Source organism: Pseudomonas arvensis (assembly GCF_056688935.1).
In genome coordinates, this window is sequence record NZ_CP162038.1 from 265,335 (window position 1) to 291,925 (window position 26,591).

Below are 26,591 nucleotides of genomic sequence, written 5' to 3' on the forward strand. Positions count from 1 at the left end.
ACTTAAGTGATTTTTGCGGGTCATTAGCTACTTCGGAACGGCCGCTTTTATGCAAAAGCGGCCTTTTTTGTGTCCGAAATGATCAGTCAGGCCGTACGCGCCATGATCAGCCCATTGTCACTTGCGGCCTCCAATCGGATCGCCACGAACTTTGATGTCGGCGTATGGCTGCCATCCCCGGTGCTTTCCAGCGGCACCAGCGGGTTCACTTCCGGGTAGTAAGCGGCAGCCTGGCCTGCCGGAATATCAAATGCCAGCAAGGTGAAGCCTTTCACACGACGCTCACGGCCATCTTCCCACAGCGACACGATGTCAGCCTTCTGCCCTGGTTTGAAGCCCAGGCGGATGATGTCTGCTTCGTTGACGAACAAGACGTCGCGCTGGCCCTTCACCCCGCGATAGCGGTCGTCGAGCCCATAAATGGTGGTGTTGTACTGATCGTGGGAGCGCATCGATTGCATGATCAGGTCTGGTACCCGGCCCGTGGCGTGGGTGCGTTCGTGGATCAAGTCTTTGGGCAGGATGTTCGGGCGGAAGTTGGCCCGGCCCGACGGGGTGTTCCAGCGGCGTGCGCCGGCAGAGTTACCCAAGTAGAAGCCACCTGGGTTTTTGATTTTCTCGTTGAAGTCCTTGAAGCCCGGGATGGTGTCGGCAATCAGGTCGCGGATGCGGCTGTAGTCGGCCACCAGCCAGTTCCAATCCACCGGCTTGCTGCCCAGCGTCGCGGCGGCAATGCCGGCGAGGATTGCCGGCTCGGATTTCATCAGCTTCGACAGCGGTTGCAGTTGGCCGTTGGAGCCGTGAACCATGCTGAACGAGTCTTCTACCGTGACCGCTTGCGGGCCATCGGCCTGGATGTCGATGTCGGTACGGCCCAGGCACGGCAGGATCAGCGCGTCCTTGCCATGCATCAGGTGGCTGCGGTTGAGCTTGGTGCTGATCTGCACGGTCAGGTCGCAATTGCGCAGCGCTTCGAAGGTGCGCGGACTGTCCGGGGTGGCTTGGGCGAAGTTGCCGCCCAGGCCGATAAACACTTTGGAGCGGCCTTCCAACATGGCGTGAATCGCTTCCACCACGTTGTGGCCATGGGTGCGCGGTATCTGGAACTTGAAGCGACGCTCCAGCGAGTCGAGGAACGCCACCGGTGGGCGCTCGTTGATGCCCATGGTGCGGTCGCCCTGCACGTTACTGTGGCCACGTACCGGGCACAGGCCGGCGCCTGGCCGGCCGATGTTGCCGCGCAGCAGCATCAGGTTGGCGATTTCCTGGATAGTCGGCACCGAGTGGCGATGCTGGGTGATGCCCATCGCCCAGCACATGATCACATTCTTGCCTTTGGCATACATGCGCGCCGCTTGCTCGATCTCCACCAACGGCAGCCCGGACTGCGCGACGATTTCATCCCAGGAGGTGTCGTCGATCTGGCCCAGGTAATCAAGCACGTTGGTGGTGTGCTCGTTGAGGAAGTCGTGGTCGAACACGGCTTCCTTGCCTTCGGCTTGCGCCTGGCGCTCCCACAGCAGCAGGAACTTGGCCATGCCGCGCAGGATGGCCATGTCGCCACCCAATGCGGGGCGGAAGTAGGCGGTGTTGGTCGGCTTGTCGCCGTTGGTGAGCATTTCCAGCGGGTGTTGCGGGTGCTGGAAGCGCTCCAGGCCGCGCTCTTTCAGCGGGTTGATACACACCACCTGGGCGCCGCGTTTGACCGCTTCACGCAACGGTTCGAGCATGCGCGGGTGGTTGGTACCAGGGTTCTGGCCCCAGACGAAAATCGCGTCGGCATGTTCGAAATCATCAAAGGTCACGGTGCCTTTGCCGACGCCCACGCTCTGCGCCAGGGCCACGCCGCTGGCCTCGTGGCACATGTTCGAGCAGTCCGGGAAGTTGTTGGTGCCGTAGGCGCGCACGAACAACTGATACAGGTATGCCGCTTCGTTACTGGCCCGGCCCGAGGTGTAGAACTCGGCCATGTCTGGGCTGGGCAGTGCATTGAGATGTTTGCCGATCAGGTCGAAGGCCGCTTCCCAGCTGACCGGTGTGTAGCGGTCGCTTTCGGCGTCGTAGCGCATCGGCTCGGTCAGGCGGCCCTGGTATTCAAGCCAGTAATCGCTCTGTTCCAGCAGTGCAGTGACGCTGTGTTTGGCAAAGAAGGCCGCATCCACACGACGTTTGGTGGCTTCCCAATTGACCGCCTTGGCGCCGTTTTCGCAGAACTTGACCATGCCGCTTTCCGGCGAGTCGCCCCAGGCACAGCCAGGGCAGTCGAAACCGCCGTTCTGGTTGGTCTTGAGCATCATGCGCAGGTTCTTCAGTGCGTTGTCACTGGTCAGCCAGGCCTGCGCCACGCTGATCAGCGCGCCCCAGCCACCCGCTGCGCCTTTATACGGCTTATAGCGCGGGGTTGGGGTTTGGTCGGCTTGATGATGATTGCTCACGGCTGGTTCTCCATCGCAGGGCTGTAGACCCGCGGCGCACTTTTCTGCGGCAGGTGGATGAGATTGAGGTTATGCCGGCGTGCCCATTGCAGGGCCAGGCCGGTAGGCGACGACAGGCTGACCAGGGTCTGGATGCCTGCGCGCAACACTTTCTGGATCAATTCGAGGCTGCAACGGCTGGTGACAATCGCCAGTCCGCCGTCGGTCGGGATCTTTTGGCGGATCAGCGCACCGATCAACTTATCGAGGGCGTTATGGCGGCCGATGTCTTCGCGGCCCAGTAACAATTCGCCCTGGCTGTTCATGAACACCGCCGCATGTACCGCGCCGCTGTATTGGCCCAAAGGTTGGAAGGCGCTGATGCGCTGGCGCAGGCCATCAAGCCATTCCGCTGGGGGCAGCGGTGCGCCGGGCAAGACTTCAAGGTCCGGCAAGGCTTGTTCCACCGCCTCTACACCGCATAAACCACAGCCGCTGGTACCCGCCAATTGACGACGTTGCTGCTTGAGGTTCCAGAACGCGCGGCTGGAAATCTGCACCTGGGCGTACTGTGTCGAGCCGGAGCCACTGAGTTTCAGATCATAAATGTCGCTAACGTCAGCGATAATGCCGCTGCCGATGCTGAAACCGACGATAAAGTCTTCCAGATCCGTCGGCGTGACCAGCATCACCGCCTGGCTGATGTCGTTATAGGCGATCGCCAACGCCACTTCTTCCGCCAACGCAGTGCTGGCGACCTCTGTGTGTTCGAGATTGCAGTATTGATAGCTCTGGCTGGCGGCGGGCGCGGGCGTTTCAGAGGCGGGCGCCGCGCAGACTGGGCGCTTGGCGTTCATGGGGCAGTACCACCGGCGGATTGATCAGTGTTTAGACTAGGCGCGACAAAGCGTCGCGTCTAATTGCCAGTACTGATCTACCGATAGATGGCGTCGATCAAGACTCGGTTTGCGATTTCTGAAACAGCGCGAAACACGCCTCGGCCAACGCAGAGCGCGGTGCACTGCGGCGCATGATCAGCCCAAGACGCGCGAGGGTGTGGGCATCCTCGATAGGTTGCAGGCGCAAGTGCTCGGTGAGCGCATCCAGGCCGCCGTCCAGCGGCATTACCGCGCAGCACAGTCCGCCGTGCACCGCTTGTAACAACTGATGGACGGCATCGGTCTGCAGCAGCGGTTGGGGGTTGAGCCCACGGCTGTGGAAGTTGTGGTCGATGGACTGGCGAAAGTGCATACCGCTGGTGAGCATGCCCAAAGGCAACTCGATCAGTGCTTCCCAGCTCAACGGCTTGTCACCAAAGCTGAAGAACCGCTGGTCGTAGAGCAAGCCCATGCGGGTTTCTCCCAGGGCCAGCGAGTCAAAGCGTTCATTATCCAAACGTTCCAGATAAGAGACGCCCAGGTCCAAGCGGTTGCTCGCCAATTGTTCAAGGATTTGTTCGGAGCTCAGGGCCGAGAGCTCAAAGCGCAGGCTCGGGTGCTCTTTATGCAGTTGCTGCATCAACGCCAACGGATCAAAGCTCGACAGTGGCACCACGCCCAAACGCAATGTGCCCACCAGGTTGCCGCGACAGGCAGCGGCTTCAGCCTGCAAACCGTCATACGCCGCCAGCACGGTGCGGGCCCACGCCAGCACCCGTTCGCCGGGCGCGGTGAAACCTTCGAAACGCTGGCCGCGATTGACCAACGGCAAGTCCAGCTCTTCTTCGAGGCTGCGCAGGCGCATCGACAGGGTGGGCTGGGTGATGTGGCAACGTGCCGCTGCCTGGCCGAAGTGACGGGTTTCGTCGAGGGCGATGAGGAATTTCAGCTGTTTGATGTCCATCTTCGCTCCAGGGCTTATTCCAATGGCGGGGGGATTCTAGCGCGTTTGGGTCTTTGGCCGGGCTGGAACCCAAATCTGTAGGACTGGTCTAGTCTTGGGCATCTGGAATACAACTACCAAGGAGAGCGCACTAATGAGTATTTTCAGCTTTATCAAAGAAGCCGGCGAAAAGCTTGTCGACCTGTTGACGCCGGGTAATGCGAACGCGAGTGAGCAGTTGAAAGACCACGTGTCGAAGGTGGGTCTGGGGAATCCGAATGTGCAGGCCACGGTGGATGGCGACAAGGTGACCGTGACGGGGGAGGTCGCTACCCAGGAAGAGAAAGAGAAAATCCTGCTGGCGCTGGGCAACATCGCCGGTGTTGCCAGTGTGGATGACCAGATCACTGTTTCCGGGCCGGCGGTTGCCGCTGCCCGTTTCGTCGTAGTGAAAAAGGGCGACACCCTGAGTGCGATCTCGCTGGCGGTGTACGGCAACGCCAATCAGTACAACAAGATTTTCGAGGCCAACAAGCCGTTGTTGTCGCACCCGGACAAGATCTACCCGGGTCAGACACTGCGTATCCCTGAGTAAAAGTGTGGGAGGGGCTTGCCCCCTCCCACATTGGGTTCAGAGTCCCGCAATGAGGTCGCGGTAGTCCTCTACTGCTGCAAACTCCGCCGTGTCCTTGGGGCCTTTTTTACTGTCCGGCTCTTTTACCGCCAGCAGATGCCCTACACCAAAATCCCTGGCGCTACGCAGGATCGGCAAGGTGTCGTCGATAAACAGGCTGCGCGAAGGATCAAACTGGATGTCAGCGTGCAGGGCATCCCAGAATTGCGGGGTTTCCTTGGCAAAACCGTAGTCATGAGAGCTGATCAATCGCTCGAAATACGGCGCCAGTTCAATGCGTTCCAGCTTCAATGACAGCGAATCACGATGGGCGTTGGTGATCAGGATCACACGCTTGCCGGCCTGTTTGATCGCGGCCAGAAAGGTGTCGGCATCCGCGCGCAAGGCGATCAAATGGGCGGTTTCCAGCTTGAGCTCGCGCACCGGGATCTTCAGTTCCGCGCTCCAGAAATCCAGGCAATACCATTGCAACTGTCCGGCGTTACGCTCGAACAGTGGCAGCAATTCCATCTCGGCCATGGCCCGGCTCACCCCATGCAACTCGGCGTAACGCTGGGGCAGGTGTTCCATCCAGAAGTGGTTGTCGTAATGCAGATCCAGCAAGGTGCCGTCCATGTCCAGCAGGACGGTGTCGATGGCGTGCCAGGGCAAAGAGGGCATGGGGCGTTCTCATGTAAGTAAAGATATCCGACACAGACAATCGGAAAAGCCACGGTATAGTAACCCGATCACGCCAAGGAGCCGCTTATGCGCCAGAAACCCACCGTCCTCGCCCGCGAAATAGTCGCCAGTAGCCGTTTGTTCCGCGTGGAGGAAGTGCAATTGCGCTTTTCCAATGGCGTTGAACGGACCTACGAGCGCCTGGTGGGGCGTGGTGCCGGCTACGGCGCGGTGATGATCGTGGCGATGATCGACGAAGATCATGCCTTGCTGGTGGAAGAGTACTGCGGCGGTACCGACGAATATGAGTTGTCCTTGCCCAAGGGCCTGATCGAACCGGGCGAGGACGTGCTGGCGGCGGCAGACCGTGAGCTCAAGGAAGAAGCCGGCTACGGCGCGCGACAGTTGGAACACATTACCGAGCTGTCGCTGTCGCCTGGTTATATGAGCCAGAAAATCCAGGTGGTGCTGGCCACCGATCTCTATGAAGAGCGCCTGGAAGGCGATGAGCCCGAGCCGATGCGCGTGGACCGGGTCAACCTGCGCGAGCTATCGCAGTTGGCGCAAAACGAGCAATTCAGTGAAGGTCGCGCCTTGGCGGCGTTGTACCTGGTACGAGACCTGTTGATCCAGCGTGGAGCGTTTAGCGCATGAGCGAACTGTTTTTAGGCCACTCGTTTATCGCCCCCGTGATCGAACTGGCTCGCCAGGCGGGAGAAGTCATCCTGCCGTACTGGCGCGCCGATGTGGCGGTGACCTCCAAGGCCGACGATTCGCCGGTGACGGCAGCAGATCTCGCCGCCCACCATCTGATTCTCGCTGGCCTTACCGCGCTGGACCCAAGTATTCCGGTGCTGTCCGAAGAGGACGCCGATATCGACCAGAGCGTGCGCGCCGGCTGGACGCGTTGGTGGCTGGTGGATCCGCTGGACGGCACCAAGGAATTTATCGCTGGCAGTGAAGAGTTCACCGTCAATATCGCCCTGATTGAACACGGGCGCGTGGTGTTCGGTGTGGTGTCGATGCCTACCAGTGGCCGTTGCTACTTTGGCGGTGCGGGGTTGGGCGCGTGGCGCTCCGATGTGAACGACGCACCCAAACAGATCCAGGTGCGCGCAGCGCCAGCGGTGGGTGAGGCGTTTACCGTGGTTGCCAGCCGTCGACATACCAGCCCCGAGCAGGAACGTTTGCTGGATGGGTTGAGCGCTGACCTGGGCGAGTTGAAGTTGGCGAATATCGGCAGCTCTTTGAAGTTCTGCCTGTTGGCCGAGGGCAGCGCCGACTGCTACCCGCGCCTGGCGCCGACTTCGCAGTGGGATACGGCGGCGGCTCAGGGCGTGCTGGAAGGCGCGGGAGGCGAGGTGCTGGAGTTGAGTGGTGAGCCGTTCAGCTACCCGGCGCGAGAATCGTTGCTGAACCCGTTTTTCCTGGCACTGCCGGCGAAGGCCGCGTGGCGTGAGCACTTGCTGACCTTGGCAAGATCTTAAAACCACCGCAGATCAAAATGTGGGAGGGGGCAAACCCCTCCCACATTTTTTTGTGTATTGGCTTCTAGCGGTGCAGGACGTATTGGCCGGTGAAGGCCACTGCGTGTTCCTCATCGCCCTCATTCACAATCCACGTCTCCAGCGCCAAGCGCGCCCGGCCGTAGCGCTTGTAGGTCGCCAAAAAGCGCCTCCACACTTTCTCCTCCGGCGCCGCGCACACGGCGGTCGCATCCCGCGTCACTGGCAGTGGATAACTGATCTGCCCTTCCTGAATCACGATATGCCCGTCTTCAACCCCTTCCTCGCGCAGTTGTAGGTGCAGCCAGCCCCAACCGGCCAGCACCGCGCCGCAGTAGAGGCTACCGCCGAACATGGTGCTCTTGTGGTTTATATTGGCTTGCAGGGGCAGGTGCAGCCGCAGTTGCCCGCCTTGCCAGTCGAGCACCTTGAGGCCCATTTCCCGGGTCAGGGGGATGTCGTGGTGCAGGACGGATTCCAGGTAACGGCTGTCGCGGCTCATGGGGGCCTCTTGGTGGGTGGGCAGGGTCATTCGTCGTCAGCGCTTTGGTTGGCGAAATTCAGGCCGTGCTTGCGCAGTTTGTCGTGCAAGGTCTTGCGCGGCACGCCGAGGGCTTCTGCGAGGCTGCGCATGGAGCTGTGGGGGCGGGTCAGTTCGGCGGCGATCAGGCTTTTCTCGAACTGCTCGACTTGCTCGCTCAAGCCGCCTGGCGTTGAAGTCAGCACGTTGCTGGCGGTATTGTCCGGCGTGCTGTCGAGTGCCAGTTCCAAGCCCAGCGCAAAGCGCTCGGCGGCGTTCTGCAATTCCCGCACATTGCCCGGCCAGTTGTGACGCAACAACAGTGCGCGTTGGCCCGGCTGCAGCTCGTGCAACGTCAGGCCGTGGCGGCTGCTGGCTTCGTCGGCGAAGTGCTGGAACAGCATCAACGCATCTTCACCGCGCTCGCGCAGCGGCGGAATGCGCAGCGGCGCGACGTTGAGACGGTAATACAAGTCGGCGCGGAAACGGCCCTGGTCGGCGGACTGGCGCAGGTCTTCCTTGGTGGCGGCGATGATACGGATATCCAGCGGGATCAGTTGATTGCCGCCCAGGCGTTCTACTACGCGCTCCTGCAACAGGCGCAGCAGTTTGACCTGTACATCCAGGCTCATGCTTTCAATTTCATCGAGGAACAAGGTCCCGCCGTTGGCAAATTCGAACTTGCCGATGCGGCGTTTCTGCGCCCCGGTAAAGGCGCCGGGTTCGTGGCCGAACAGTTCGCTTTCCACCACCGATTCCGCCAGGGCACCGGCGTTGATCGCCACAAACGGGCCGCTGCGGCGGCTCGACAGGTCGTGCAGTGCACGGGCCACAACTTCTTTGCCGGCGCCGGTTTCACCCAGGATCAGCACGTCGGCCTTGGTCGCCGCCAGTGCGCCGATCTGCTCGCGCAGCCGCAGCATCTGTGGCGAGTGGCCTACCAGGCGCGTGCTCAGTTGCTGGCGGTCGCTGAGGGCCAGACGCAGGCTGCGGTTGTCCAGTACCAGGCGGCGCAGGGCCAGAGCGCGACGTACGCTGTCGAGCAGCGAATCGCTGGCAAAGGGTTTTTCAAGGAAGTCATAGGCGCCGGCGCGCATGGCCTGTACCGCCAGCGGCACGTCGCCGTGGCCGGTGATCAGCAGCACCGGCAGGTCGGGGTCCTGGCCGTGGAGTTCAGCCAGCAGTTCCAGGCCGTCCATGCCGGGCATGCGGATGTCGCTGACCACGACGCCCGGCCAGTCCCGCGACAGGCGCGCGGTGAGGCCGGTGGCTTCGCCCAGGGTCAGGACTTTCAGCCCGGCCAGGTCCAGGGTCTGGCACAGGGCCTGACGCAGGTGCGGATCGTCGTCGATCAACACCACCTGAATCTGGTTATCGATACTCATACACTGCGGTCCTCGGACGGTTGCAGACTGACGCCCGGCGAGCCGGCACGCAATTTCAGGGTTAACAGCGCGCCACCTTCCTTGTGGTTGGCGAACGACAGTTCGCCGCCAAAGGCACGCATCAGGGTCTCACAGATCGCCAGGCCCAACCCCAGGCCCTGGGTGCGGGTCTTGGTGGTGTAAAACGGCTCGCTGGCGCGGCCCAGCGCTTCCATGCAAAACCCTGGGCCATTGTCGCGAATGTACAGATTGACGCCCTGTGCGGTGGTTTCGGCACTCAGCCAGAGTTTGCGCGGTGGGCCTTTTTCGGTGAGGGCGTCGAGGGCGTTGGCCAGCAGGTTGCCCAGCACTTGGCGCAGACGGGTTTCGCCGGCCTGCACCCACAGCGTTGCTTCCGGCAGGTCACGGATCAGTTCCACTTCCATCGACCGCCGCCGCTTGGCCAACAGCGCGAGCGCGTCGTCCAGCGCCGGTTGCAGGGCCACGCTCTCCGGCGCATGCCGGTCGCGCCGGGCGAAGGCGCGCAGGTGGGCAATGATCGAGGCCATGCGCCCGGTCAGTTCGCTGATCAACTTGAGGTTGCCCCGCGCATCGGCGGTGCGTTCATGGTCCAGCAGGATCTCGGCGTTTTCCGCGTAGCTGCGAATCGCGGCCAGGGGCTGATTGAGTTCGTGGCTGATACTCGCCGACATGGTACCCAACGCCGACAGCTTGCCCGCCTGCACCAGATCATCCTGGGCGCGCACCAGTTCCTGCTGGGCGTGTTCGCGCTCCAGCACTTCTTGTTTGAGCCGCCGGTTCAGGCCTTCCAGATCGCTGGTCCGTTCGACCACTCGGGCTTCCAGCTCGCGACGCGCCTTGGCTTCAAACGCGATGCGATCCAGGTAATGGCGGCGTCGTTGCATCATCAAACCGAGCAGCAACATCAGCACCAGCAGCGTGGCGCCGCCCACCGCAACCACCGTGCGCACCGGGCGGCTGATCAAGGATTGCGGCGCGAGGATTTCCACATTCCAGCCGGTCTCGGCGATGGCCGTGGATTGGCGCAGCCACGCGGTGCTGCTCAGGCTCAGCGGCTGTGGGTCGCGGGTCGGGTAGGGCTGGATCGCAATGATCGCCTGGCGTTCTTCGTCAGTCAGTGGCCGAGTGGCACGGAACCGCCATTGCGGGCGCGAGGTGAGGATCACCACGCCGTTGTGGTCGGTGACCAGCAGTTGTTCAGGCGTGTTGCCCCACAGGCTTTCGGTGTGGTCCAGGTCGACCTTGACCACCAGCACGCCGATGATTTTGTCACCCTCGCGCACGGCGGCGGCGAAGAAGTAACCGCGTTTGGCCGACGTAGTCCCCAGGCCGAAAAACCGCCCCAGGCGCCCGGCCATGGCTTCGCTGAAGTAGGGGCGGAACGAGAAGTTGCGCCCGACAAAACTGTCCTGTTTATCCCAGTTCGAGGCGGCGAGGGTCTTGCCGGTGGTATCCATCAGGTACATCACTTCCACCCCGGCCTGGGCGGCGACGTCCTTGAGCAGCAGGTTGGCGTTGACCTGGTGGCTGCTGACGTTCGGCGCCTCCAGCACGGTGCGCAGGGCGGGCAAGTCGCCCAGGATCTGTGGCAGCACTTCATAGCGGTGCAGGGTGCCCAGCAGGTTGGCGACGTACAGGTCGAGGGTCTGGCGGTTCTGCCCGGCCAGTTCGCTGCGGTAGTAGCGCTCGGCCAAGTGCTCCAACGGCCACAGCAGCGGTGCCAGGCACAACGCCAGCAGGGCGAGGCTGCGCCAGCGGGGTCTTCGCGGAAGGGATGGAGTCATGGGAGTCGTGCGCCTGTGGGTACAGACGCATTATGCCTAGTGCTGCTGTGCAAGACACTCGCGCAATGCGTCTTGCCAGTGTGGCTGGCTGACGTGCCACTGTTGCTGCAGGCGGCGGCAATCGAGGCGCGAGTTCAGTGGGCGCCTGGCGGGCGTCGGATAGGCGCTGGAGGGGATCGCCTCAAGTTCAGCACACTGTTTCCCTTCGGCGCGCAGGTGTTCGCCAATCGCCTGGGCGAAGCCGAACCACGACGTCTCACCTTGGGCCGTCAGGTGATAGACGCCCCATTCGCCGGTCTTGCCGGCCTGCCAACGCTCGATCAATGCGCGGGTGCTGCCGGCAATGGTACCGGCCCATGTTGGCGCGCCAATCTGGTCAGCCACGATGCGCATCTGCGGTTTCTCTTGCAGCAGACGTTGCATGGTCAGCAGGAAATTCTTGCCCGTGTTGGAGTAGACCCAGCTGGTGCGCAGAATCAGGTATTCGCCGCCCACCGCTGCAATCGCCTGCTCGCCCGCCAGCTTGCTCTGGCCGTACACGCCCAATGGGTTCGGCGTGTCGACCTCGGTGTAGGGCGCAGCCTTGCTGCCGTCGAACACGTAGTCGGTGGAGTAGTGAATCAGCGGAATGCCCAGAGCCTTGGCTTCCTCGGCGAGGATGCCGGGGGCGATGGCGTTGATGGCGAAGGCGGCGTCCGGTTCGCTTTCGGCCTGATCGACCGCCGTGTGGGCGGCGGCGTTGATGATCAGGTCGGGGCGATGGGCGCGGGTTTGCTCGCGGATCTGCTGCGGTTTGGCCAGGTCGAGCTGCTCGCGGCCGAGCACAATCAGTTCGCCAAGCCCCTGAAGGCGCTGTTGCAGTGCCTGGGAGACTTGGCCACGTTGGCCGGTAATCAGAATCTTCATGGGAACAGATCGGCCTCCATCAGCAGTTTGCCCGCCTGGTCCTTGGCGGACAGTTGGGGCGGCTCGGTCAGCTCCCAGTCGATAGCCAGCGTCGGGTCATTCCACAGGATGCTGCGCTCGGCGCTCGGTTGGTAGTAGTCAGTAGTCTTGTACAGGAACTCGGCGTAGTCGCTCAGCACTACAAACCCATGGGCAAACCCTTCCGGCACCCACAACTGGCGGTGGTTTTGCGCCGACAGGCGTACGCCCACCCACTGGCCGAAGTTCGGCGAGCTGCGGCGAATGTCCACGGCGACGTCGAGCACTTCGCCCGCCGTGACCCGCACCAGTTTGCCTTGGGTGTGCTCCAGTTGGTAATGCAGGCCCCGCAGCACGTTTTTTTGCGAGCGCGAGTGGTTGTCTTGCACAAACTCGCGCTTGAGCCCGGTGGCCTCGGCAAAGGCCCGGGCGTTGAAGCTTTCGTAGAAAAAACCGCGTTCGTCACCGAACACTTTTGGTTCGAGGATCAAGACGCCGGGAAGCGATGTATCGACGACATTCACTGGTTGTCTCCCGCCAGGGAATACAGGTACTGGCCATAACCGGTCTTGCCGAAGTATTTGGCGCGTTCGAGCAGGTGTTCGCGGTCGATCCAGCCGTTGCCATAGGCGATTTCTTCAAGGCACGCCACTTTGAGGCCCTGGCGGCGCTCGATGGTCTGCACGTACTGCGAGGCGTCGAGCAAACTGTCGTGGGTGCCGGTATCCAGCCAGGCGAAACCCCGACCAAAGCGCTCCACCTGCAAGTCACCGCGCTTGAGGTAAGCGTTGTTGACGTCGGTGATTTCCAGTTCGCCTCGGGCGGAGGGTTTGACCGCCTTGGCGATGTTGATCACGTCATTGTCGTAGAAATACAGGCCGGTGACGGCATAGCTGGATTTCGGCACGGCGGGTTTTTCTTCGATGGACAGGGCGCGACCTTCGCTGTCGAAGTCGATCACGCCGAAGCGCTCCGGATCTCTGACCCAATAGCCAAACACCGTGGCGCCTTTGCCGCGATTCACCGCCGCATGCAACTGCTCGCTGAAGCGCTGGCCGTGAAAGATGTTGTCGCCCAGGATCAGGCATACGGGGTCGTTGCCGATGAACTGCTCGCCAATCAGGAAGGCTTGCGCCAGCCCGTCCGGCTTCGGTTGCTCGGCGTAGCTGAAGGTCACGCCAAACTGGCTGCCGTCACCCAGCAGGTTGCGGTATTGCGGTAAGTCCGCCGGGGTGGAAATCACCAGGATCTCCTTGATGCCGGCCAGCATCAGTACCGAGATCGGGTAGTAGATCATCGGCTTGTCGTAGACCGGCAGCAGTTGTTTGGAGACACCCAGCGTGATGGGGTGCAGGCGCGTGCCGGAGCCACCGGCCAATACGATTCCTTTCATCATGCGATCAGATCCCTCATGTCGGTGTTGCCCAATCGTTCACCCTGATAACTGCCATCCTGGACCCTGCGGCACCATTCCAGGTTATCGAGGTACCACTGCACGGTTTTGCGCAGCCCGGTTTCAAAGGTTTCTTCGGGTACCCAGCCCAGCTCGCGCTCGATTTTGCTGGCGTCGATCGCGTAGCGTTGGTCGTGGCCTGGACGGTCTTTCACGAACGTGATCAGGTCGGTGTAGTGCTCGACGCCCTGCGGGTGTCGGGGTGCCAATTCCTCCAGCAAGTGGCAGATGCTGCGCACGACGTCGATGTTCTTTTGCTCGTTGTGGCCGCCGATGTTGTACGTCTCGCCGACCGCGCCGTGCGTCACGACGGTGAGCAGCGCACGCGCATGGTCCTCTACAAACAACCAGTCGCGCACTTGCAAACCATCACCATAGACCGGCAACGGCTTGCCCGCGAGGGCGTTGAGGATCACCAGCGGGATCAGCTTTTCAGGAAAGTGGAAGGGGCCGTAGTTGTTCGAGCAGTTGGTCAGCAGCACGGGCAGACCATAGGTGCGCTGCCAGGCGCGGACCAGGTGGTCGGACGCGGCTTTGCTGGCCGAGTAGGGCGAGCTGGGCGCGTAGGGCGTGGTTTCGGTAAACAGATCGTCCACGCCGTGGAGGTCGCCGTAGACCTCATCGGTCGAAATATGGTGGAAGCGAAACGCGCTCTTGTCCGGTCCGGACAGTGTTTGCCAGTAGCCTCGTGCAGCTTCCAGCAGGCTGTAGGTGCCGACGATATTGGTCTGGATAAAATCCGACGGACCGTCAATCGAACGGTCGACGTGGGATTCAGCGGCCAGGTGCATGATCGCGTGGGGCTCGAAGCGCGCGAGCACGGCGCTGACGGTGGCCTGGTCGATGATGTCGGCCTGGACAAACTCATAGCGGCTATCGGACGCGATGCTGGTCAGCGATTCCAGATTGCCGGCGTAGGTGAGTTTGTCGAGGTTGAGCACTTCATGCTCGGTGTGCTGAATCAGGTGACGTATCAAAGCAGAACCGATAAAACCGGCGCCACCGGTAATGAGAATGCGCATGACGGGGGCCCTTTTTCCTTAGACGGACGTTCAGTGAGTGGAGCATAGCGGGTGTTATGGCGCTGGTCAGGGCGGTCTGTGTGTGGGGGTTGCGCAAGCCCCCCGAACAATGGCGATATACACGTCTAAAAAATTGAGGCCACCCCCATGCTGCTCGCCACGTTGATCCACCGTGCCAGTCTACCCTGCCCGCAAGTAGGCCCCGATCAGGCGGCTCAACTCCTTGCGCAGCATTACGGCCTTAGTGGCACGTTGCAGTCACTGGGCAGCCAGCAAGACCTCAATTACAAAGTCGACAGCTCCCGTGGCCGGTTTGTTCTCAAAATCTGCCGGGGCGACTACGCGGCGGTGGAGTTGCATGCCCAGCACGCGGCCCTCAACACATTGCAGGGCGTGCGCGTGCCCAAGGTCATCAAGGCACTGAGCGGTGAGGAGCTGCTGACCGTGACGCTCGACGGCCAAACCCTGCACCTGCGGTTGCTGGACTACATCGACGGTCAGCCGTTGACCCATCTGCCGCATTTGGGGCGCGATGTGATTGCAGGCTTCGGTGACCTGTGCGGTCGCATGAGCCTCGCGCTGGCTGGCTTCACCCACCCTGGCCTGGAGCGCACCCTGCAATGGGACCCGCGCCATGCCAGTGAACTGATCACCCACCTGTTGGCCACCTTGGAAAACCTGCCCCACCGGGCCGCGCTGGAACAGATCGCCGAACAGGTTGAAGCGCGCATCCGCCCCTTGGCCGAGCGCCTGCCGTGGCAGGCTGTGCACATGGACATCACTGACGACAACGTGGTGTGGCAACGCGATGCCCAGCGGCACTGGCAACTTCAGGGCGTTATCGATTTCGGCGACCTGGTGCACACCTGGCGCATTGCCGACCTGTCGGTGACCTGCGCCGCCCTGTTGCACCATGCCGATGGCGACCCGTTTGCCATCCTGCCGGCGGTCCAGGCGTGTCATGCGGTTACGCCGCTGCAACGTGAGGAATTGCAGGCGCTGTGGCCGCTGATCGTCGCCCGTGCGGCAGTGCTGGTGTTGAGCAGCGAACAGCAGCAGCGTCTGGATCCGGATAACGCCTACCTGTTGAAAAACGCCGAACACGAGTGGGAAATTTTCCATGTAGCGACGTCGGTGCCATTTGAACTGATGGCGGCTGCGATTCTCAGCAGTGTCGGCGAGACGCTGGCGTCGATTGCCTGCGAGGACTTCGCCCCGTTGCTCCCCGGTCTGGTGGGGCGGGAGTTTGCGCTGATCGACCTGGGCGTGCTCAGTCCGCATTTCGAGGCGGGCAATTGGGAAACGCCAGGGGTTGACCGTCGGTTATTGGGTGAAGCCGCAACCGTGCATGGGTTGGCGGCCAGTCGGTATGGGCAATATCGGCTGTCGCGTACCTGCCCGGACAGTGCCGCCGAGCCGGACACTTTCGCGCTCCATGTAGAGCTGCATTTGCCCCATGGCACGTTGATGGAAGTGCCTTTTGCCGGGACGCTGCATCAGGGCGGCGATGGCCTTGTGAGTGTGCGAGGCGTCGAGCTGAGCGTACGGCTATGGGGAGTGAACACCTCATTGAAGCCGGGCTCATTGCTGGTAAAAGGGCAAGTTCTGGGCGAGGTTCGTGCGCCGCTGACCGTGCAACTGTGCCGTGCCGAACTCGAACCGCCGCTGTTTTGCACGCCGTCTCGCGCCTTGGCCTGGCAAGCCTTGTGCCCATCGCCCGCCGCCTTGCTGGGGCTGGCATGCGATGCCGAACCGGAGCTGGACCCTCACGCGCTGCTGGCCCGCCGTGACGCCAGTTTTGCCCGGTCGCAAAAACACTATTACGTCGATCCGCCACGCATCGAACGCGGCTGGCGCAACCACCTGATCGACATGCAGGGCCGGTCCTACCTGGACATGCTCAATAACGTCGCGGTGCTGGGCCATGGCCACCCACGCATGGCGGCGGTGGCGGCGCGGCAATGGTCGCTGCTCAATACCAATTCGCGGTTTCACTATGCCGCAATTGCCGAGTTTTCCGAGCGCTTGCTGGCGTTGGCGCCGGCGGGCATGGACCGGGTGTTCCTGGTCAACAGCGGCACCGAGGCCAACGACCTGGCCATCCGCCTGGCCTGGGCCTACAGCGGCGGGCGCGACATGCTCAGTGTGTTGGAGGCTTATCACGGCTGGTCAGTGGCGGCGGATGCGGTGTCCACCTCGATCGCCGACAACCCCCAGGCGCTGAGCAGCCGCCCGGACTGGGTGCACCCGGTGACTGCGCCGAATACTTATCGCGGTGAATTCCGTGGGCAGGACAGCGCGCCGGACTACGTACGAAGCGTGGAACACAACCTGGCGAAAATCGCCGCAAGCAAACGTCAGTTGGCCGGGTTTATCTGTGAGCCGGTGTACGGCAATGCCGGTGGCATCTCTCTGCCGCCGGGTTATTTGCAGCAGGTGTACGGGTTGGTTCGCGCCCAGGGCGGCGTGTGCATCGCCGATGAGGTGCAGGTGGGTTACGGCCGCATGGGGCATTTCTTCTGGGGCTTTGAAGAGCAGGGCGTGGTGCCCGACATCATTACCATGGCCAAGGGCATGGGCAACGGCCAGCCACTCGGCGCCGTGATTACGCGTCGAGACATTGCCGAGGCGCTGGAGGCTGAAGGGTATTTCTTCTCGTCGTCAGGGGGCAGCCCGGTGAGTTGCCGCATCGGCATGGCGGTGCTGGACGTGATGGAGGAAGAAAAATTGTGGGAAAACGCCCAAGAGGTAGGCGGGCATTTCAAGGCGCGCTTGGAAGCACTCATTGATCGCCACCCCTTGGTGGGTGCGGTTCACGGTTCCGGTTTTTATCTGGGCCTGGAGTTGGTGCGCGATCGGCAAACCCTGGAGCCGGCGACTGAAGAGACCACGCTGCTGTGCGACCGTCTGCGCGAGTTGGGGATTTTCATGCAACCGACCGGTGACTACCTGAACATCCTCAAAATCAAGCCGCCGATGGTGACGTCTAAACGGAGCGTGGACTTTTTTGTCGACATGCTGTCGAAGGTGCTCGATGAGCACTTGTGATTAATCGATTGTTATCGGTTATTCCCTGTCATATTTATCGATCATGCTGTTTGATTGCTTTTAAAGCCGATTTTTATCCGTTATAAAGTCGGCCTCTACCCCCCCCATTCGGAGCCCTGATCGCCATGACCACCCTGCACAGCACACCCCGCGCCGATGGCTTCCACATGCCCGCCGAATGGGCGCCACAGACGCAAACGTGGATGGTCTGGCCCGAGCGCCCCGACAACTGGCGTCTGGGTGGTAAACCGGCGCAGGCGGCGCACGTGGCGGTGGCCAAGGCCATTGCACGGTTTGAACCGGTGACCGTGGCGGTTTCTGCCGGCCAGTACGAAAACGCCCGCGCCCGTTTGGACGTGCCGAATATTCGTGTGGTGGAAATGTCCAGCGACGACGCCTGGGTACGCGACACCGGCCCGACGTTCGTGATCAACAACAGCGGCGAAGTGCGCGGCGTGAACTGGGATTTCAACGCCTGGGGCGGTTTTGATGGCGGGCTGTACTCGCCGTGGAATCGCGACTCACAGGTGGGCGGCAAGATCCTTGAAATAGAACGTGCGCCGCGTTACCGCACCGAAGGTTTTGTGCTGGAAGGCGGTTCGATTCATGTCGACGGCGAAGGCACGCTGATCACCACCGAAGAATGCCTGCTCAACCGCAATCGCAACCCGCACCTCGACCGCGCCCAGATTGAAGCGGTGCTGAGTGCCAACCTGGCTGTGGATAAGATCATCTGGCTTCCGGATGGCCTGTTTAACGACGAAACCGACGGCCATGTGGATAACTTCTGCTGCTACGTGCGCCCTGGCGAAGTGTTGCTGGCCTGGACCGACGATGTGCAAGACCCGAACTACGCACGCTGCCACGCGGCCATGGACGTGCTGCAAAGCAACACCGACGCCCAGGGCCGCCCGTTTACAGTGCATAAAATGCCGATCCCGGGGCCGCTGTACGCCACGCAGGAAGAGTGTGCAGGTGTCGATCCGGTGGACGGCACCCAGGAACGCAACCCGACCGTGCGGTTGGCCGGTTCCTACGTCAACTTCCTGATCGTCAACGGCGGCGTCATCGCGCCAAGTTTCGACGACCCGCTGGACAGCGAAGCCAAGGCCATCCTGCAGAACCTGTTCCCGCAACACGAAGTGGTGATGGTGCCCGGCCGTGAACTGTTACTGGGCGGCGGCAATATCCACTGCCTGACCCAACAGCAACCGGCCCCGCACAAAAACTGAGTGCAGTTGTAACAGCGCCTTTCCAGAAGTGAGGCGCTACTCGGTATCAGCGCCCACAGCAAGCCCCCGGCCCCGTAAGGCCGGGGGCTTTTTTATGTCTATCTGCCTGTAGATACGCCACATTGGCATAGCTCTTGTATCGGTGTTGCCACAGCGGCCCAAGGTGATGACTGCGCGGTTCTGTCATAAACCTTGAGTAAGTTAGCCGCTCAAGCAGTAGGAGAGAGCGCTGAAATGAACGCCGATATCAACCCGATGTACACGCGCACCTTCCACCCTTCACGGGTTAACAACGACACGATCCATGCGCTGGGGCAGTGGTTGAAGGAGCACGGCACGCGGCAGGCCCGGCAGCAGCCGGATCTGCGCAGCGTGATGAGTGAACGCTACCCGGTGGGGCTGTTCAGCGAGGATGAAGTGCATGCGTTGTGTGAGTTGATGTGTAACTGAAGCGTAGATACATCCAGCACCACACAACCCCGTAGCAGCTGTCGAGCGCAAGGGTTGCGCGATTACTAGAAACTGTACGTGCCCGTTACCACCAGGTTACGCGGCTCGCCCGGCTGAATCTGCGCCACGCTGGTCGCCGATTCGTAGTAAGTCTTGTCGGCGATGTTGTTCAGCGCCGCCCGTACATCCCATTCCTTATGGCGGAACCCGACCAGTCCATCCCAAGTGCCATAACCGGGTAGGACCACGGTGTTGAGGTTGTCAGCGTAACGGTCGCCCACCAGCGTCAGGCCGGTTTCCGCGTACCAGCCCATTTCCGGTTTCCAGGTGATAAACAGGCTCGCATTGCGCTTGGCCACATCGCTGACGCGTTTGCCCTCAAAGCCGTTGTTGTCCTTCTCGACCTTGGCATCCTGCACGCCGATACCGCCGCGTACAGACCAGTTGCCGACGATCTTGCCGGTGGCGGTCAGCTCCACGCCACGCGAGCGTTGCAGGCCACTGAGCAGGGTGATGGTACGGTCCAGCGGGTCGCTGGTGCGGCGGTTGTAGAGTTCCAGTTCGTACACCGCCAGAGTGGTGCTCAAGCGGTCGTCGAGCCAGTCGCTTTTCACGCCGATTTCTTTCTGCTTGGTCATCTCGGGGCTCAGGTCGTTGACGCTGCCGGCGGCGTTGGGGGTGATGCCGATCAAACCGCCACCGGCCGGGGAGAACGTCTTGCTCCATGACGCATAAAACGAGTGGTGTTCCAGAGGCGTCCACACCAGGCCGAAACGTGGGCTGGCCTTGCGGCTGTCGACCTCCTGCTGAATATGGGTCAGCTTGTTTTTGGTGCTCACTTCAAACATGTCGTAACGCACGCCGGCCAGCACTTGCCATTGATCATTCAGGCGCAATTGGTCCTGGACGTAAATGGCGCGGCTTTCGACTTCGGTGTGGTTGTTGCTCGACACGTTCATGCGCCCGGTGTGGCTCAGATGACGATTCGGCTGGTTGAGGTCAAGCGCCGGTACGGTCGGGCCAGCACTGTACAGCTTCGGATCGCGACGTTGACTGCCCAGCTCAAGGCCGGTGAGCAGGCGGTGTTCCAGGCCGTAGGTGCTGAAGCTGCCTTCGAGCTCGACGTTGTTGAAAATGTTGAGGGTGGTCAGGTCCTGTTGCCAGCGTTGGCGCGTCACGCTGTTGTTCAAACGGTTGTAGGCGGTTTGGTAGGTGTTGTCGAAATCGCTGTCGAGCTTGAACACGCCGAGGGTCTGGCGCAGTTGCCAGTTATCGTTGAGCTCATAGGTCAGCTTGGAGCGCAGGGACTGAGTTTTGTCGTCGATGTAGTCGCGGCCGTCGCCGTAGGTGGTGCTGCGGCTCACATCCGCCGGGCGCCCGTTGACGCCGGGCACGCCGCGATCCGGCGTGCGGTTGTAGCGGCTGTATTCGTATTGCACCAGCCAGTTCAGGTCAGGCGTGAGCTGCCAGCTCATGGACGGCGCAAACAGTTGGCGACTACCGCTGATGTCATCGCGAAAGCTATTGTTGTCCTGGTTGCCCATGTTCAGGCGCAGGCTGATGTTATCGGTGGGGTCAGTGCTCAGGTCCGCATACAGACTGCGCATATCATTGCTGCCGCCCTGTGCCTCGATGCTCGACTTGTGCCCGGCCGTTGGGAGCTTGCTCACGCGGTTGACGATCCCTCCCTGACCGCCTCGCCCGTAAAGCACTGCCGCCGGCCCTTTGAGCACTTCGATACGCTCGATGTTATGCAGATCGCGCACGTATTGGCTGTCGTCGCGAATGCCGTCCAGGTAGAAGTCATTGCTCGCGTCAAAACCACGGATGCGCACACTGTCGAAGCGCGTATCTGCGCCGCTGCTCACGTTGGGGATACCGCTCAACGCCTGGCCCAGGTCGTTGGTGCCGTAGGAGCGCAGGCTTTCGGTCTTCACCGAATCAATGGCCTGGGGCACATAACGCACCGCAGTGGCGGTGCGTGTCGCAGTGCTGGTTTCCTTGACACGCGGGTCGTCCTCGTCAGCTTCGGCGCTGATCGAGGTTTCGGGCAAGGTGGTGGCCGCACAGGCAAAACCGGCAGACAACAGAACAGAGAGCCCAAGAGTGATGGGCGTCAGGCGAGGGGCAGGCATGGGGAAATGTATCCAAAGTGTTTGGGAGGAAAAGCGCGCTAATGGTAATGCTTTGCATTTGCGCGCGTTATCTATTACCAAACGTATCGGCTTTGAAATATGTTGCGAGATGTGTTCTTTGGCGATGCGCGACAGATTTTTTGTCGTTTTCAGAAAGGCCGTAGGCCGTTGCTTAGAATTATTTCGCCTAAATACAGACGATTCACGAAATTGACACATAGTTCAACGCGCGACTAGGATTGCGTCCAACGCCTGTGGCTAACCGCCATGACTCATCCAATAAGAAAAGGCCCGCGCCATGTTAAGTCGTCCGCGGGCCTTCTTTTTTTCGGAGAAAGTCGACACCAGAAAATGCGACATGGAGCCTGGTGTCACTGCGCGTACTCAACCAGAAATAAGGAATACAAGAAAATGTTGAAGCAACGGATGAGTCTGATCGCTCTGGGGATTTTGAGCGCATCGGCAGCAATGGCAAACGACCAGGAGCAATCCAAGGGTTTCGTTGAAGACAGCCACCTGAACATCGCAGCACGTAACGCTTACATCAGCCGTGACTACAAAAACGGCAAGCAAGACAAAGCCGAATGGGGCCAGGGCTTCATCGGCAAGTTCGAGTCCGGCTTCACCCAAGGCACCGTCGGTGTAGGTGTGGATGTGATCGGTCAATACGCGATTCGTCTGGACGGCGGCAAAGGCCGCAGCGGCGCGGGCGGTATCGACTTCTTCAAGAAAGGCGCCAGCGGCGCGGCAGCCGACGACCTGTCCAAAGGCGGCGCGGCGGTGAAGTTCCGCGTGTCGAACACCGTGCTCAAGTACGGCGATCAAATGCCGGCCGTGCCTGTGCTGCAGTACGACAACTCGCGTCTGTTGTCGGAAACCTACACCGGCACCTCGATCGTTTCCAAAGAGATCGAAGGTCTGCAACTGGATGCAGGTCGCTTCACCAAGGAAGCTCGCAAAAGTGCTGAAGGCACCGACAGCGGCAACCTGAAAAACATCAGCTACCTGGGCGGCAGCTACAAGTTCACCGAAAGCCTGTCCGCTGCGCTGTACGCGTCCGACATGGAAGACGTGCTGAAGAAGCAATACGTCAACGTGAACTACGTACTGGCCCTGCCAGAAAAGCAGTCGCTGACGTTTGACTTCAATGGCTACAAAACCAAGCTGGACAAGAGCTTTGCCTCGCAGCGCGGTGATGAAGACGCCCGCGACAACAAAATCTGGAGCCTCGGCGCCACCTGGGCTGTCGGCCCGCACACCTTCACCCTGGCCCACCAGCGCAGCACCGGCGACACCGGCTACCTGTACGGCGGCTATCGCGACAACACCCGCGACACCGGCATCGGCGACGGTGGCAACACCATCCTGCTGGCCAACTCCTACTGGTCCGACTTCAACGGCAAGGACGAGCGTTCGTGGCAAGCCGCGTACGGTATCGACTTCACCACCTTCGGTGTGCCTGGCTTGAGCTACAACGTGGCCTACGTGCGCGGTACCAACATTGACGACGGCAGCGGCCGCGGCAATGGCACCGAGCGTGAAATCTTCAACCAGTTCAAATACGTCGTTCAAAGCGGCCCGGCTAAAGACTTGAGCCTGCGTGCTCGCGCCTCGTGGTTGCGCGTTTCCAACAACGCCAGCAACTACAACGTTGGTGGTAACGAACTGCGTCTGTTCGCCGACTACCCGATCAACGTTTTCTAAGTGATCGCACGTCGCGCCTGATTCAAGGCGATAAAAAACCCCGACTGGTTCGGGGTTTTTTTATGGGCGCGGATCAGTCCTCGCGGCTCTGTAAAATACTGCGGGCCAGCGCCGCATTTTTGTAATCGAGCATCAAGGACAGCCCCTCGTAGGGCTCGATCTTTTTATTGTCGATACAAAGTTGTGCCATCAGCAGCAACACCTGGCGTTTCTTCTTATTGATGCGCACACCGGGTACGCCGAACGCCGCTTTGCGCGTCGCAGGTAAGGGCGCCTCAGGCGTCAATTGCAGCGTTATCCAAATACCCTGCACGAATTGCAGCGAGATCTCTTCGATATGTTCGATGGGCAGCGGCTGCGCCAGGTTATTGAACACAAAATGCTCAGGCGTCAGGCGCAATGCGGTCTGCGGCGCACGCTTGAATCGACGGATGCCCAGCCACAGGAGGCCCAGCCCGATAACACCCAGGCACGCACCTGCGCCGACCGCCGACAACGGCGTGCCTTTCAAACGCTCCGGTGCGAGCCAGACCCGGCTCAGGATAAACACCCCACCCAGCACAAAGGGCAGCCCCGCCAGCGCCATCAACGCGCCTCGCCATGCGCTGCCCTCATGCAATGCACGCTCGCCTTCGGCCGACGCGGCCAGGGTTTCCAGCAGGTGGGTATGCTCGGCGTTCTCCGACACTGCCACTTCCATCACATCGCCAGACAACTGCTCGCGCAGTGCCCGTGGTGCGCTGAAGCAGGCATCGATCTGCGCATTCGCCGCGTCGCTGTCCACCGTGCGGGTTGCGCTGCGCAGGGCATCGTCCAGCGACACGTTCAGCGCCTGCAGGCGTTCGCCGTTGGACGGATGGGAGTCGGTCGGATGGGGTTGATGAATCGCCAGGGCTTCGGGCGGCAGTTGCAATGGGCACTCACGCAAGGCCGCGAGCACGGCGTCGGGCAGATCTATTGCCGACCCGGCTTCACACACCGCCAACAATGACTCCTCAACGTGCGGCTGCAACACCGACACCCGCAACAGCGCCGACGCCGCCGCGGCATTGCCGACCAGCCGCGCACCGGCCGCATCCGCCAGCAATTCGCGCTCACGGCTCCAGTGGTTCACCGCGTCATCAAAGCGCTGCATGAAAAACACACCGAACATGAACGACGGCCGCATCAGCCGTCCCTGGACAAAATCGCTGGCCAGCATCGTGTCCAACAGCGCTTCCAGGCTGCGATTGACCCCGTCGTAGATTGGTAAAAAGCGCAGGCTGTAATCCGTGTCCTGCCCCGCAAAGTGCGCCAGCTCATGGCCGATCACCGCGCCGACTTCCTCGTGGCTCAACAGGCCCAGGTACAGCAGCGGCAGATGCAAGGTGCGCCCGCGCAGCGCCGTGTTCGCCGGTTGCACAGTGGCCTCGCTGGACGTCACGTAAAAGCTCTGGGCCAGGCTCACCACAATATGATCCGGCGGCAGCGCGCCGAGTTTGCCCGCCAGTTCATTCACATGGCGCCACAACCCTGGCGCCTGTTCGGGCGTGACCACCTGCCCGAACATCTCCAACGGTTCAGGCATGAACATCCCCAACATGTGACGCAACTGTTTAAGCAACTGCCAGATCGAGTACAAGCAAAACGCCGCAACCACCCCCAGCACCGCCATCAGTTTGACCTCGCCACTGCCCAGCCGGCCGATATGCCACATCGCCAGACCTTCGTAGCTCAACGCCAAAGCAACCGCTGCCGCCATTGCCACCACATGGCTGACCAGCACGTAAGGCAACAAACGGCTGCCCAGGGAGAACACGTGCAGCAACCTTTCCCGCGACTGCCGCGCCCGGCGTCCGGCCCAGTGCGTGCTGGCCAGCGCTGCCACACCGATCAATGCCGCCAGCAGGCCCAGGCCTATGACGCACGGTGCGACGGCGCGTAGCACGCGGTTGATCTTATGGGCCGTGGGCAGTTCGGATTCGATTTTTTCCAGGCGCGAGAGGGCCAGCTGTACGCTGATTTTTTCATGGGTCAGATCGAGCATGGTTGCCGGATCCTTGGCCGCCAGCGCCTGGAGTTGCTGTTTAGCGATGTCCACGGTGATGTGGTAATCGATCATTGCAGTGGTGGTTTCGTCAGCACGCTGACGCTCCCAGCCACCGAGGGCGGCCAGCAACAGCGGGAAAACGACCAGGAGGCAGATCAGTTTCAGGGCGTTCATGGGAGTCCGTTCACGACGCGGAGGGTGTTCAGGTTTATACCGAAAAAAGCGCCCCAAGCCGAGGCGCGCTTCTGTGGGATTGGGTATCTACACAACGCTCGAAGGCTGGCCCACAACTCTGTGGTGAGAGGGCAATACCATGGCTCGCCACCGAGCCGATGGACATGCGCGCCGAAGGCAGAAAAAGAGCATAACGGGGCAGAGATCACCAATCCTCACGACGCTCGGAATGCTGGTGAAGAATCCGAAAGACCATCACCCGGTCACCCTTCAAGCTATAGGTCGCTCGATACGCATACGTGGTGGTAATCAGCTCACGGCAGTCGGGCACTGGAGACGCTTTCCCTGCATTAGGAAAACGCTCCAGCATCTCCAGGCAGTGGAGGATGTGGAAGACGGCTGCCTCCCCCAATACCGCGCCGACTAAATCCTCGTAATGCTCGTAAATTCCATCCAGATCACTTTCCGCTTTGCTGCTTAACGCGATCTTCGGCACGTTTTGCCCACTTAGCCTTTACGGCATCCAAATCAGTGACGTTGCCGGCCTCAGCATCTGCAATGCCTTCCTGCACGGCTTTGAAATGCCAGGATTCATCGGCCACGTAGCGGCTCAAAGCCCGCTGCAGGTGATATTGACGATCTCGGTCGGTCGCCTTCGCCAGTTGATCCAACTCGTTGGCAAGTTCGGGCTTTACTCGGAAAGACAGAACGGGAGAGGCTGCCATAACGTTGCTCCGTACATTATCTGTATACGCTGTGTACACGGTATGCAGACGTTATGCTTCGGCTTATGGTGGGTCAATAGCGGTTTGTCGGTTTGGGGAAGGAGAAGGATTTACAGGCGAATGTCTGGGTTGTGTTGAACCAGAAACAACAAAGCCTCTGCATTTTTGCAGGGGCTTTGTCTTATATGATGCGGCACCAGGAGTCGAGGTTATTGATAATGATTTTTTAAAGTTTCTATATTTATTGAGGAGCTATCCTACCCCTATTCCTTATCCCTAATTGTATAATTGCCGGCGTTAGATATGCATCGTCGTACGGGTGGTTTGGGTATTTGTGAGAAAAAATACTAACTGAACGTTGAATCAGCTAGACGGCCAATTATAATCGAAGCAAAGCAGAAGATGGCGAGTGCCGTGACTCGATTTATCTTCAGTGCCGTACGTTGCGACTGTTTAGGGTCTTTGAATCGAGCTCCAAGATATATCCACGCAAATCCCACCGTAAAAGTCACAAACAAAAGCGCCACCATAAATTTTACGTAATTTCCCAGTTCAGTGAACGTACTGTCGTGTGCAATAAATGAAACAATCAGGAGGCCTTTGGGGTTGATCAGTGTAAGCAGAAAAAAGTGCTGCCAGGAAAATTGATCCTTGTCTTCTCCAAACGTAATATTTTTATTTCGCCATAGTGTATAGGATGTGAAAAAGAGATAGCCGGCTGCGCATACTTGTATAATTTTTATAGCCCAAGGGGCATATGCTGATACATAAAGTAATGCAACGCCCCATAGCGATACCTGAATCATATAAGCAATGGATTCGATAAAGGCAAGACGCCGAGACGAGCTGAATCCAAACATCATCCCCGCACGGAACAATAGGGTGTTAGTCGGTCCTGGTATTATTAGCAATAGCAAGAGTGCAGAGATAGTATCTAACATACGGGTAGTC

At 60.5% G+C, this 26,591-nt stretch carries 23 protein-coding genes; 7 read left to right on the top strand and 16 right to left on the bottom strand.

Annotated features, from left to right (window positions below):
- Positions 1 to 86: 86 nt before the first annotated feature.
- The 3 genes from AB3G88_RS01265 to AB3G88_RS01275 form a co-directional block, all read right to left on the bottom strand.
- Entirely contained in the window at positions 87 to 2,435 is a 2,349-nt protein-coding gene (locus AB3G88_RS01265; protein ID WP_480452873.1) for an FdhF/YdeP family oxidoreductase, read from the bottom strand.
- Positions 2,432 to 3,271: a formate dehydrogenase accessory sulfurtransferase FdhD gene (gene fdhD, locus AB3G88_RS01270; protein ID WP_191960142.1), complete on the bottom strand. Its 840-nt coding sequence runs from the start codon at positions 3,269 to 3,271 to the stop codon at positions 2,432 to 2,434. Before fdhD ends, AB3G88_RS01265 begins: the two co-directional genes overlap by 4 nt.
- Before the next feature lie 97 nt (positions 3,272 to 3,368).
- Complete coding sequence (locus AB3G88_RS01275) at positions 3,369 to 4,256, bottom strand: LysR family transcriptional regulator (protein ID WP_191947041.1); 888 nt, start codon at positions 4,254 to 4,256, stop codon at positions 3,369 to 3,371.
- A 133-nt stretch (positions 4,257 to 4,389) separates the two neighbouring features.
- Between AB3G88_RS01275 and lysM the strand changes: the two genes are divergently transcribed.
- Positions 4,390 to 4,830, top strand: coding sequence for a peptidoglycan-binding protein LysM (lysM, locus tag AB3G88_RS01280; protein WP_099584419.1), 441 nt, complete (start codon positions 4,390 to 4,392; stop codon positions 4,828 to 4,830).
- 36 nt (positions 4,831 to 4,866) lie between these two features.
- On the opposite strand, the gene yrfG is transcribed toward lysM, so the two are convergent.
- The gene (yrfG, locus tag AB3G88_RS01285; protein WP_480452876.1) at positions 4,867 to 5,529 is read right to left on the bottom strand and encodes a GMP/IMP nucleotidase; all 663 of its coding nucleotides are present in this window, start codon (positions 5,527 to 5,529) and stop codon (positions 4,867 to 4,869) included.
- Positions 5,530 to 5,616: 87 nt separating this feature from the next.
- Here yrfG and nudE point away from each other — a divergent pair, with 87 nt between their 5' ends.
- Both nudE and cysQ read left to right on the top strand, forming a co-directional pair.
- Positions 5,617 to 6,183, top strand: a complete 567-nt coding sequence (nudE, locus tag AB3G88_RS01290; protein ID WP_099584421.1) for an ADP compounds hydrolase NudE — start codon at positions 5,617 to 5,619, stop codon at positions 6,181 to 6,183.
- A complete protein-coding gene (gene cysQ, locus AB3G88_RS01295) occupies positions 6,180 to 7,016 on the top strand; it encodes a 3'(2'),5'-bisphosphate nucleotidase CysQ (RefSeq protein WP_480452879.1) in 837 nt (278 codons plus the stop codon). Before nudE ends, cysQ begins: the two co-directional genes overlap by 4 nt.
- Positions 7,017 to 7,080: 64 nt before the next feature.
- Here cysQ and AB3G88_RS01300 read toward each other — a convergent pair whose 3' ends face one another.
- Genes AB3G88_RS01300 through rfbB form a run of 7 tightly spaced genes read right to left on the bottom strand, consistent with a single transcriptional unit; the run spans position 7,081 to position 14,143 of the window.
- Positions 7,081 to 7,536, bottom strand: a complete 456-nt coding sequence (locus AB3G88_RS01300) for a YiiD C-terminal domain-containing protein (RefSeq protein ID WP_480452881.1) — start codon at positions 7,534 to 7,536, stop codon at positions 7,081 to 7,083.
- A 26-nt stretch (positions 7,537 to 7,562) separates the two neighbouring features.
- Positions 7,563 to 8,939 (bottom strand): sigma-54-dependent transcriptional regulator, encoded by a 1,377-nt coding sequence (locus tag AB3G88_RS01305; protein WP_099584424.1) that lies wholly within the window; start codon positions 8,937 to 8,939, stop codon positions 7,563 to 7,565.
- Positions 8,936 to 10,744: a sensor histidine kinase gene (locus AB3G88_RS01310; RefSeq protein ID WP_480452884.1), complete on the bottom strand. Its 1,809-nt coding sequence runs from the start codon at positions 10,742 to 10,744 to the stop codon at positions 8,936 to 8,938. The genes AB3G88_RS01305 and AB3G88_RS01310 overlap by 4 nt, the downstream gene beginning before the upstream one ends.
- A gap of 36 nt (positions 10,745 to 10,780) precedes the next feature.
- Positions 10,781 to 11,650, bottom strand: coding sequence for a dTDP-4-dehydrorhamnose reductase (gene rfbD / locus AB3G88_RS01315; RefSeq protein ID WP_480452886.1), 870 nt, complete (start codon positions 11,648 to 11,650; stop codon positions 10,781 to 10,783).
- Complete coding sequence (rfbC, locus tag AB3G88_RS01320) at positions 11,647 to 12,192, bottom strand: dTDP-4-dehydrorhamnose 3,5-epimerase (RefSeq protein WP_480452888.1); 546 nt, start codon at positions 12,190 to 12,192, stop codon at positions 11,647 to 11,649. The genes rfbD and rfbC overlap by 4 nt, the downstream gene beginning before the upstream one ends.
- Entirely contained in the window at positions 12,189 to 13,064 is an 876-nt protein-coding gene (rfbA, locus tag AB3G88_RS01325; RefSeq protein WP_099584428.1) for a glucose-1-phosphate thymidylyltransferase RfbA, read from the bottom strand. The genes rfbC and rfbA overlap by 4 nt, the downstream gene beginning before the upstream one ends.
- A complete protein-coding gene (rfbB, locus tag AB3G88_RS01330; protein WP_158876650.1) occupies positions 13,061 to 14,143 on the bottom strand; it encodes a dTDP-glucose 4,6-dehydratase in 1,083 nt (360 codons plus the stop codon). The genes rfbA and rfbB overlap by 4 nt, the downstream gene beginning before the upstream one ends.
- 147 nt (positions 14,144 to 14,290) lie before the next feature.
- On the opposite strand from rfbB, the gene AB3G88_RS01335 reads away from it, so the two are divergent.
- From AB3G88_RS01335 to AB3G88_RS01345, 3 genes are all read left to right on the top strand, one after another.
- Positions 14,291 to 17,191, top strand: a complete 2,901-nt coding sequence (locus tag AB3G88_RS01335) for an aminotransferase (RefSeq protein ID WP_480452890.1) — start codon at positions 14,291 to 14,293, stop codon at positions 17,189 to 17,191.
- Between the two features lie 125 nt (positions 17,192 to 17,316).
- Complete coding sequence (gene aguA / locus AB3G88_RS01340; protein ID WP_480452892.1) at positions 17,317 to 18,423, top strand: agmatine deiminase; 1,107 nt, start codon at positions 17,317 to 17,319, stop codon at positions 18,421 to 18,423.
- A 234-nt stretch (positions 18,424 to 18,657) separates the two neighbouring features.
- Positions 18,658 to 18,873: a hypothetical protein gene (locus AB3G88_RS01345; protein ID WP_099584432.1), complete on the top strand. Its 216-nt coding sequence runs from the start codon at positions 18,658 to 18,660 to the stop codon at positions 18,871 to 18,873.
- 65 nt (positions 18,874 to 18,938) lie between these two features.
- Here the strand turns inward: AB3G88_RS01345 and AB3G88_RS01350 are convergent, their stop codons facing one another.
- A complete protein-coding gene (locus AB3G88_RS01350) occupies positions 18,939 to 21,008 on the bottom strand; it encodes a TonB-dependent receptor (RefSeq protein ID WP_480452895.1) in 2,070 nt (689 codons plus the stop codon).
- A 411-nt stretch (positions 21,009 to 21,419) separates the two neighbouring features.
- Between AB3G88_RS01350 and AB3G88_RS01355 the strand changes: the two genes are divergently transcribed.
- Positions 21,420 to 22,712 (top strand): OprD family porin, encoded by a 1,293-nt coding sequence (locus AB3G88_RS01355; RefSeq protein WP_099584434.1) that lies wholly within the window; start codon positions 21,420 to 21,422, stop codon positions 22,710 to 22,712.
- A 73-nt stretch (positions 22,713 to 22,785) separates the two neighbouring features.
- On the opposite strand, the gene AB3G88_RS01360 is transcribed toward AB3G88_RS01355, so the two are convergent.
- The 4 genes from AB3G88_RS01360 to AB3G88_RS01375 all read right to left on the bottom strand — a co-directional run bounded on the left by AB3G88_RS01360 (position 22,786) and on the right by AB3G88_RS01375 (position 26,581).
- Positions 22,786 to 24,915, bottom strand: a complete 2,130-nt coding sequence (locus tag AB3G88_RS01360; protein WP_480452897.1) for a M48 family metalloprotease — start codon at positions 24,913 to 24,915, stop codon at positions 22,786 to 22,788.
- A 205-nt stretch (positions 24,916 to 25,120) separates the two neighbouring features.
- Entirely contained in the window at positions 25,121 to 25,411 is a 291-nt protein-coding gene (locus AB3G88_RS01365; protein ID WP_480452899.1) for a type II toxin-antitoxin system RelE/ParE family toxin, read from the bottom strand.
- A complete protein-coding gene (locus AB3G88_RS01370; RefSeq protein WP_400527470.1) occupies positions 25,374 to 25,640 on the bottom strand; it encodes a CopG family ribbon-helix-helix protein in 267 nt (88 codons plus the stop codon). The genes AB3G88_RS01365 and AB3G88_RS01370 overlap by 38 nt, the downstream gene beginning before the upstream one ends.
- A 347-nt stretch (positions 25,641 to 25,987) precedes the next feature.
- Positions 25,988 to 26,581: a LysE family translocator gene (locus tag AB3G88_RS01375; RefSeq protein WP_480452901.1), complete on the bottom strand. Its 594-nt coding sequence runs from the start codon at positions 26,579 to 26,581 to the stop codon at positions 25,988 to 25,990.
- Between the last annotated feature and the right edge of the window lie 10 nt (positions 26,582 to 26,591).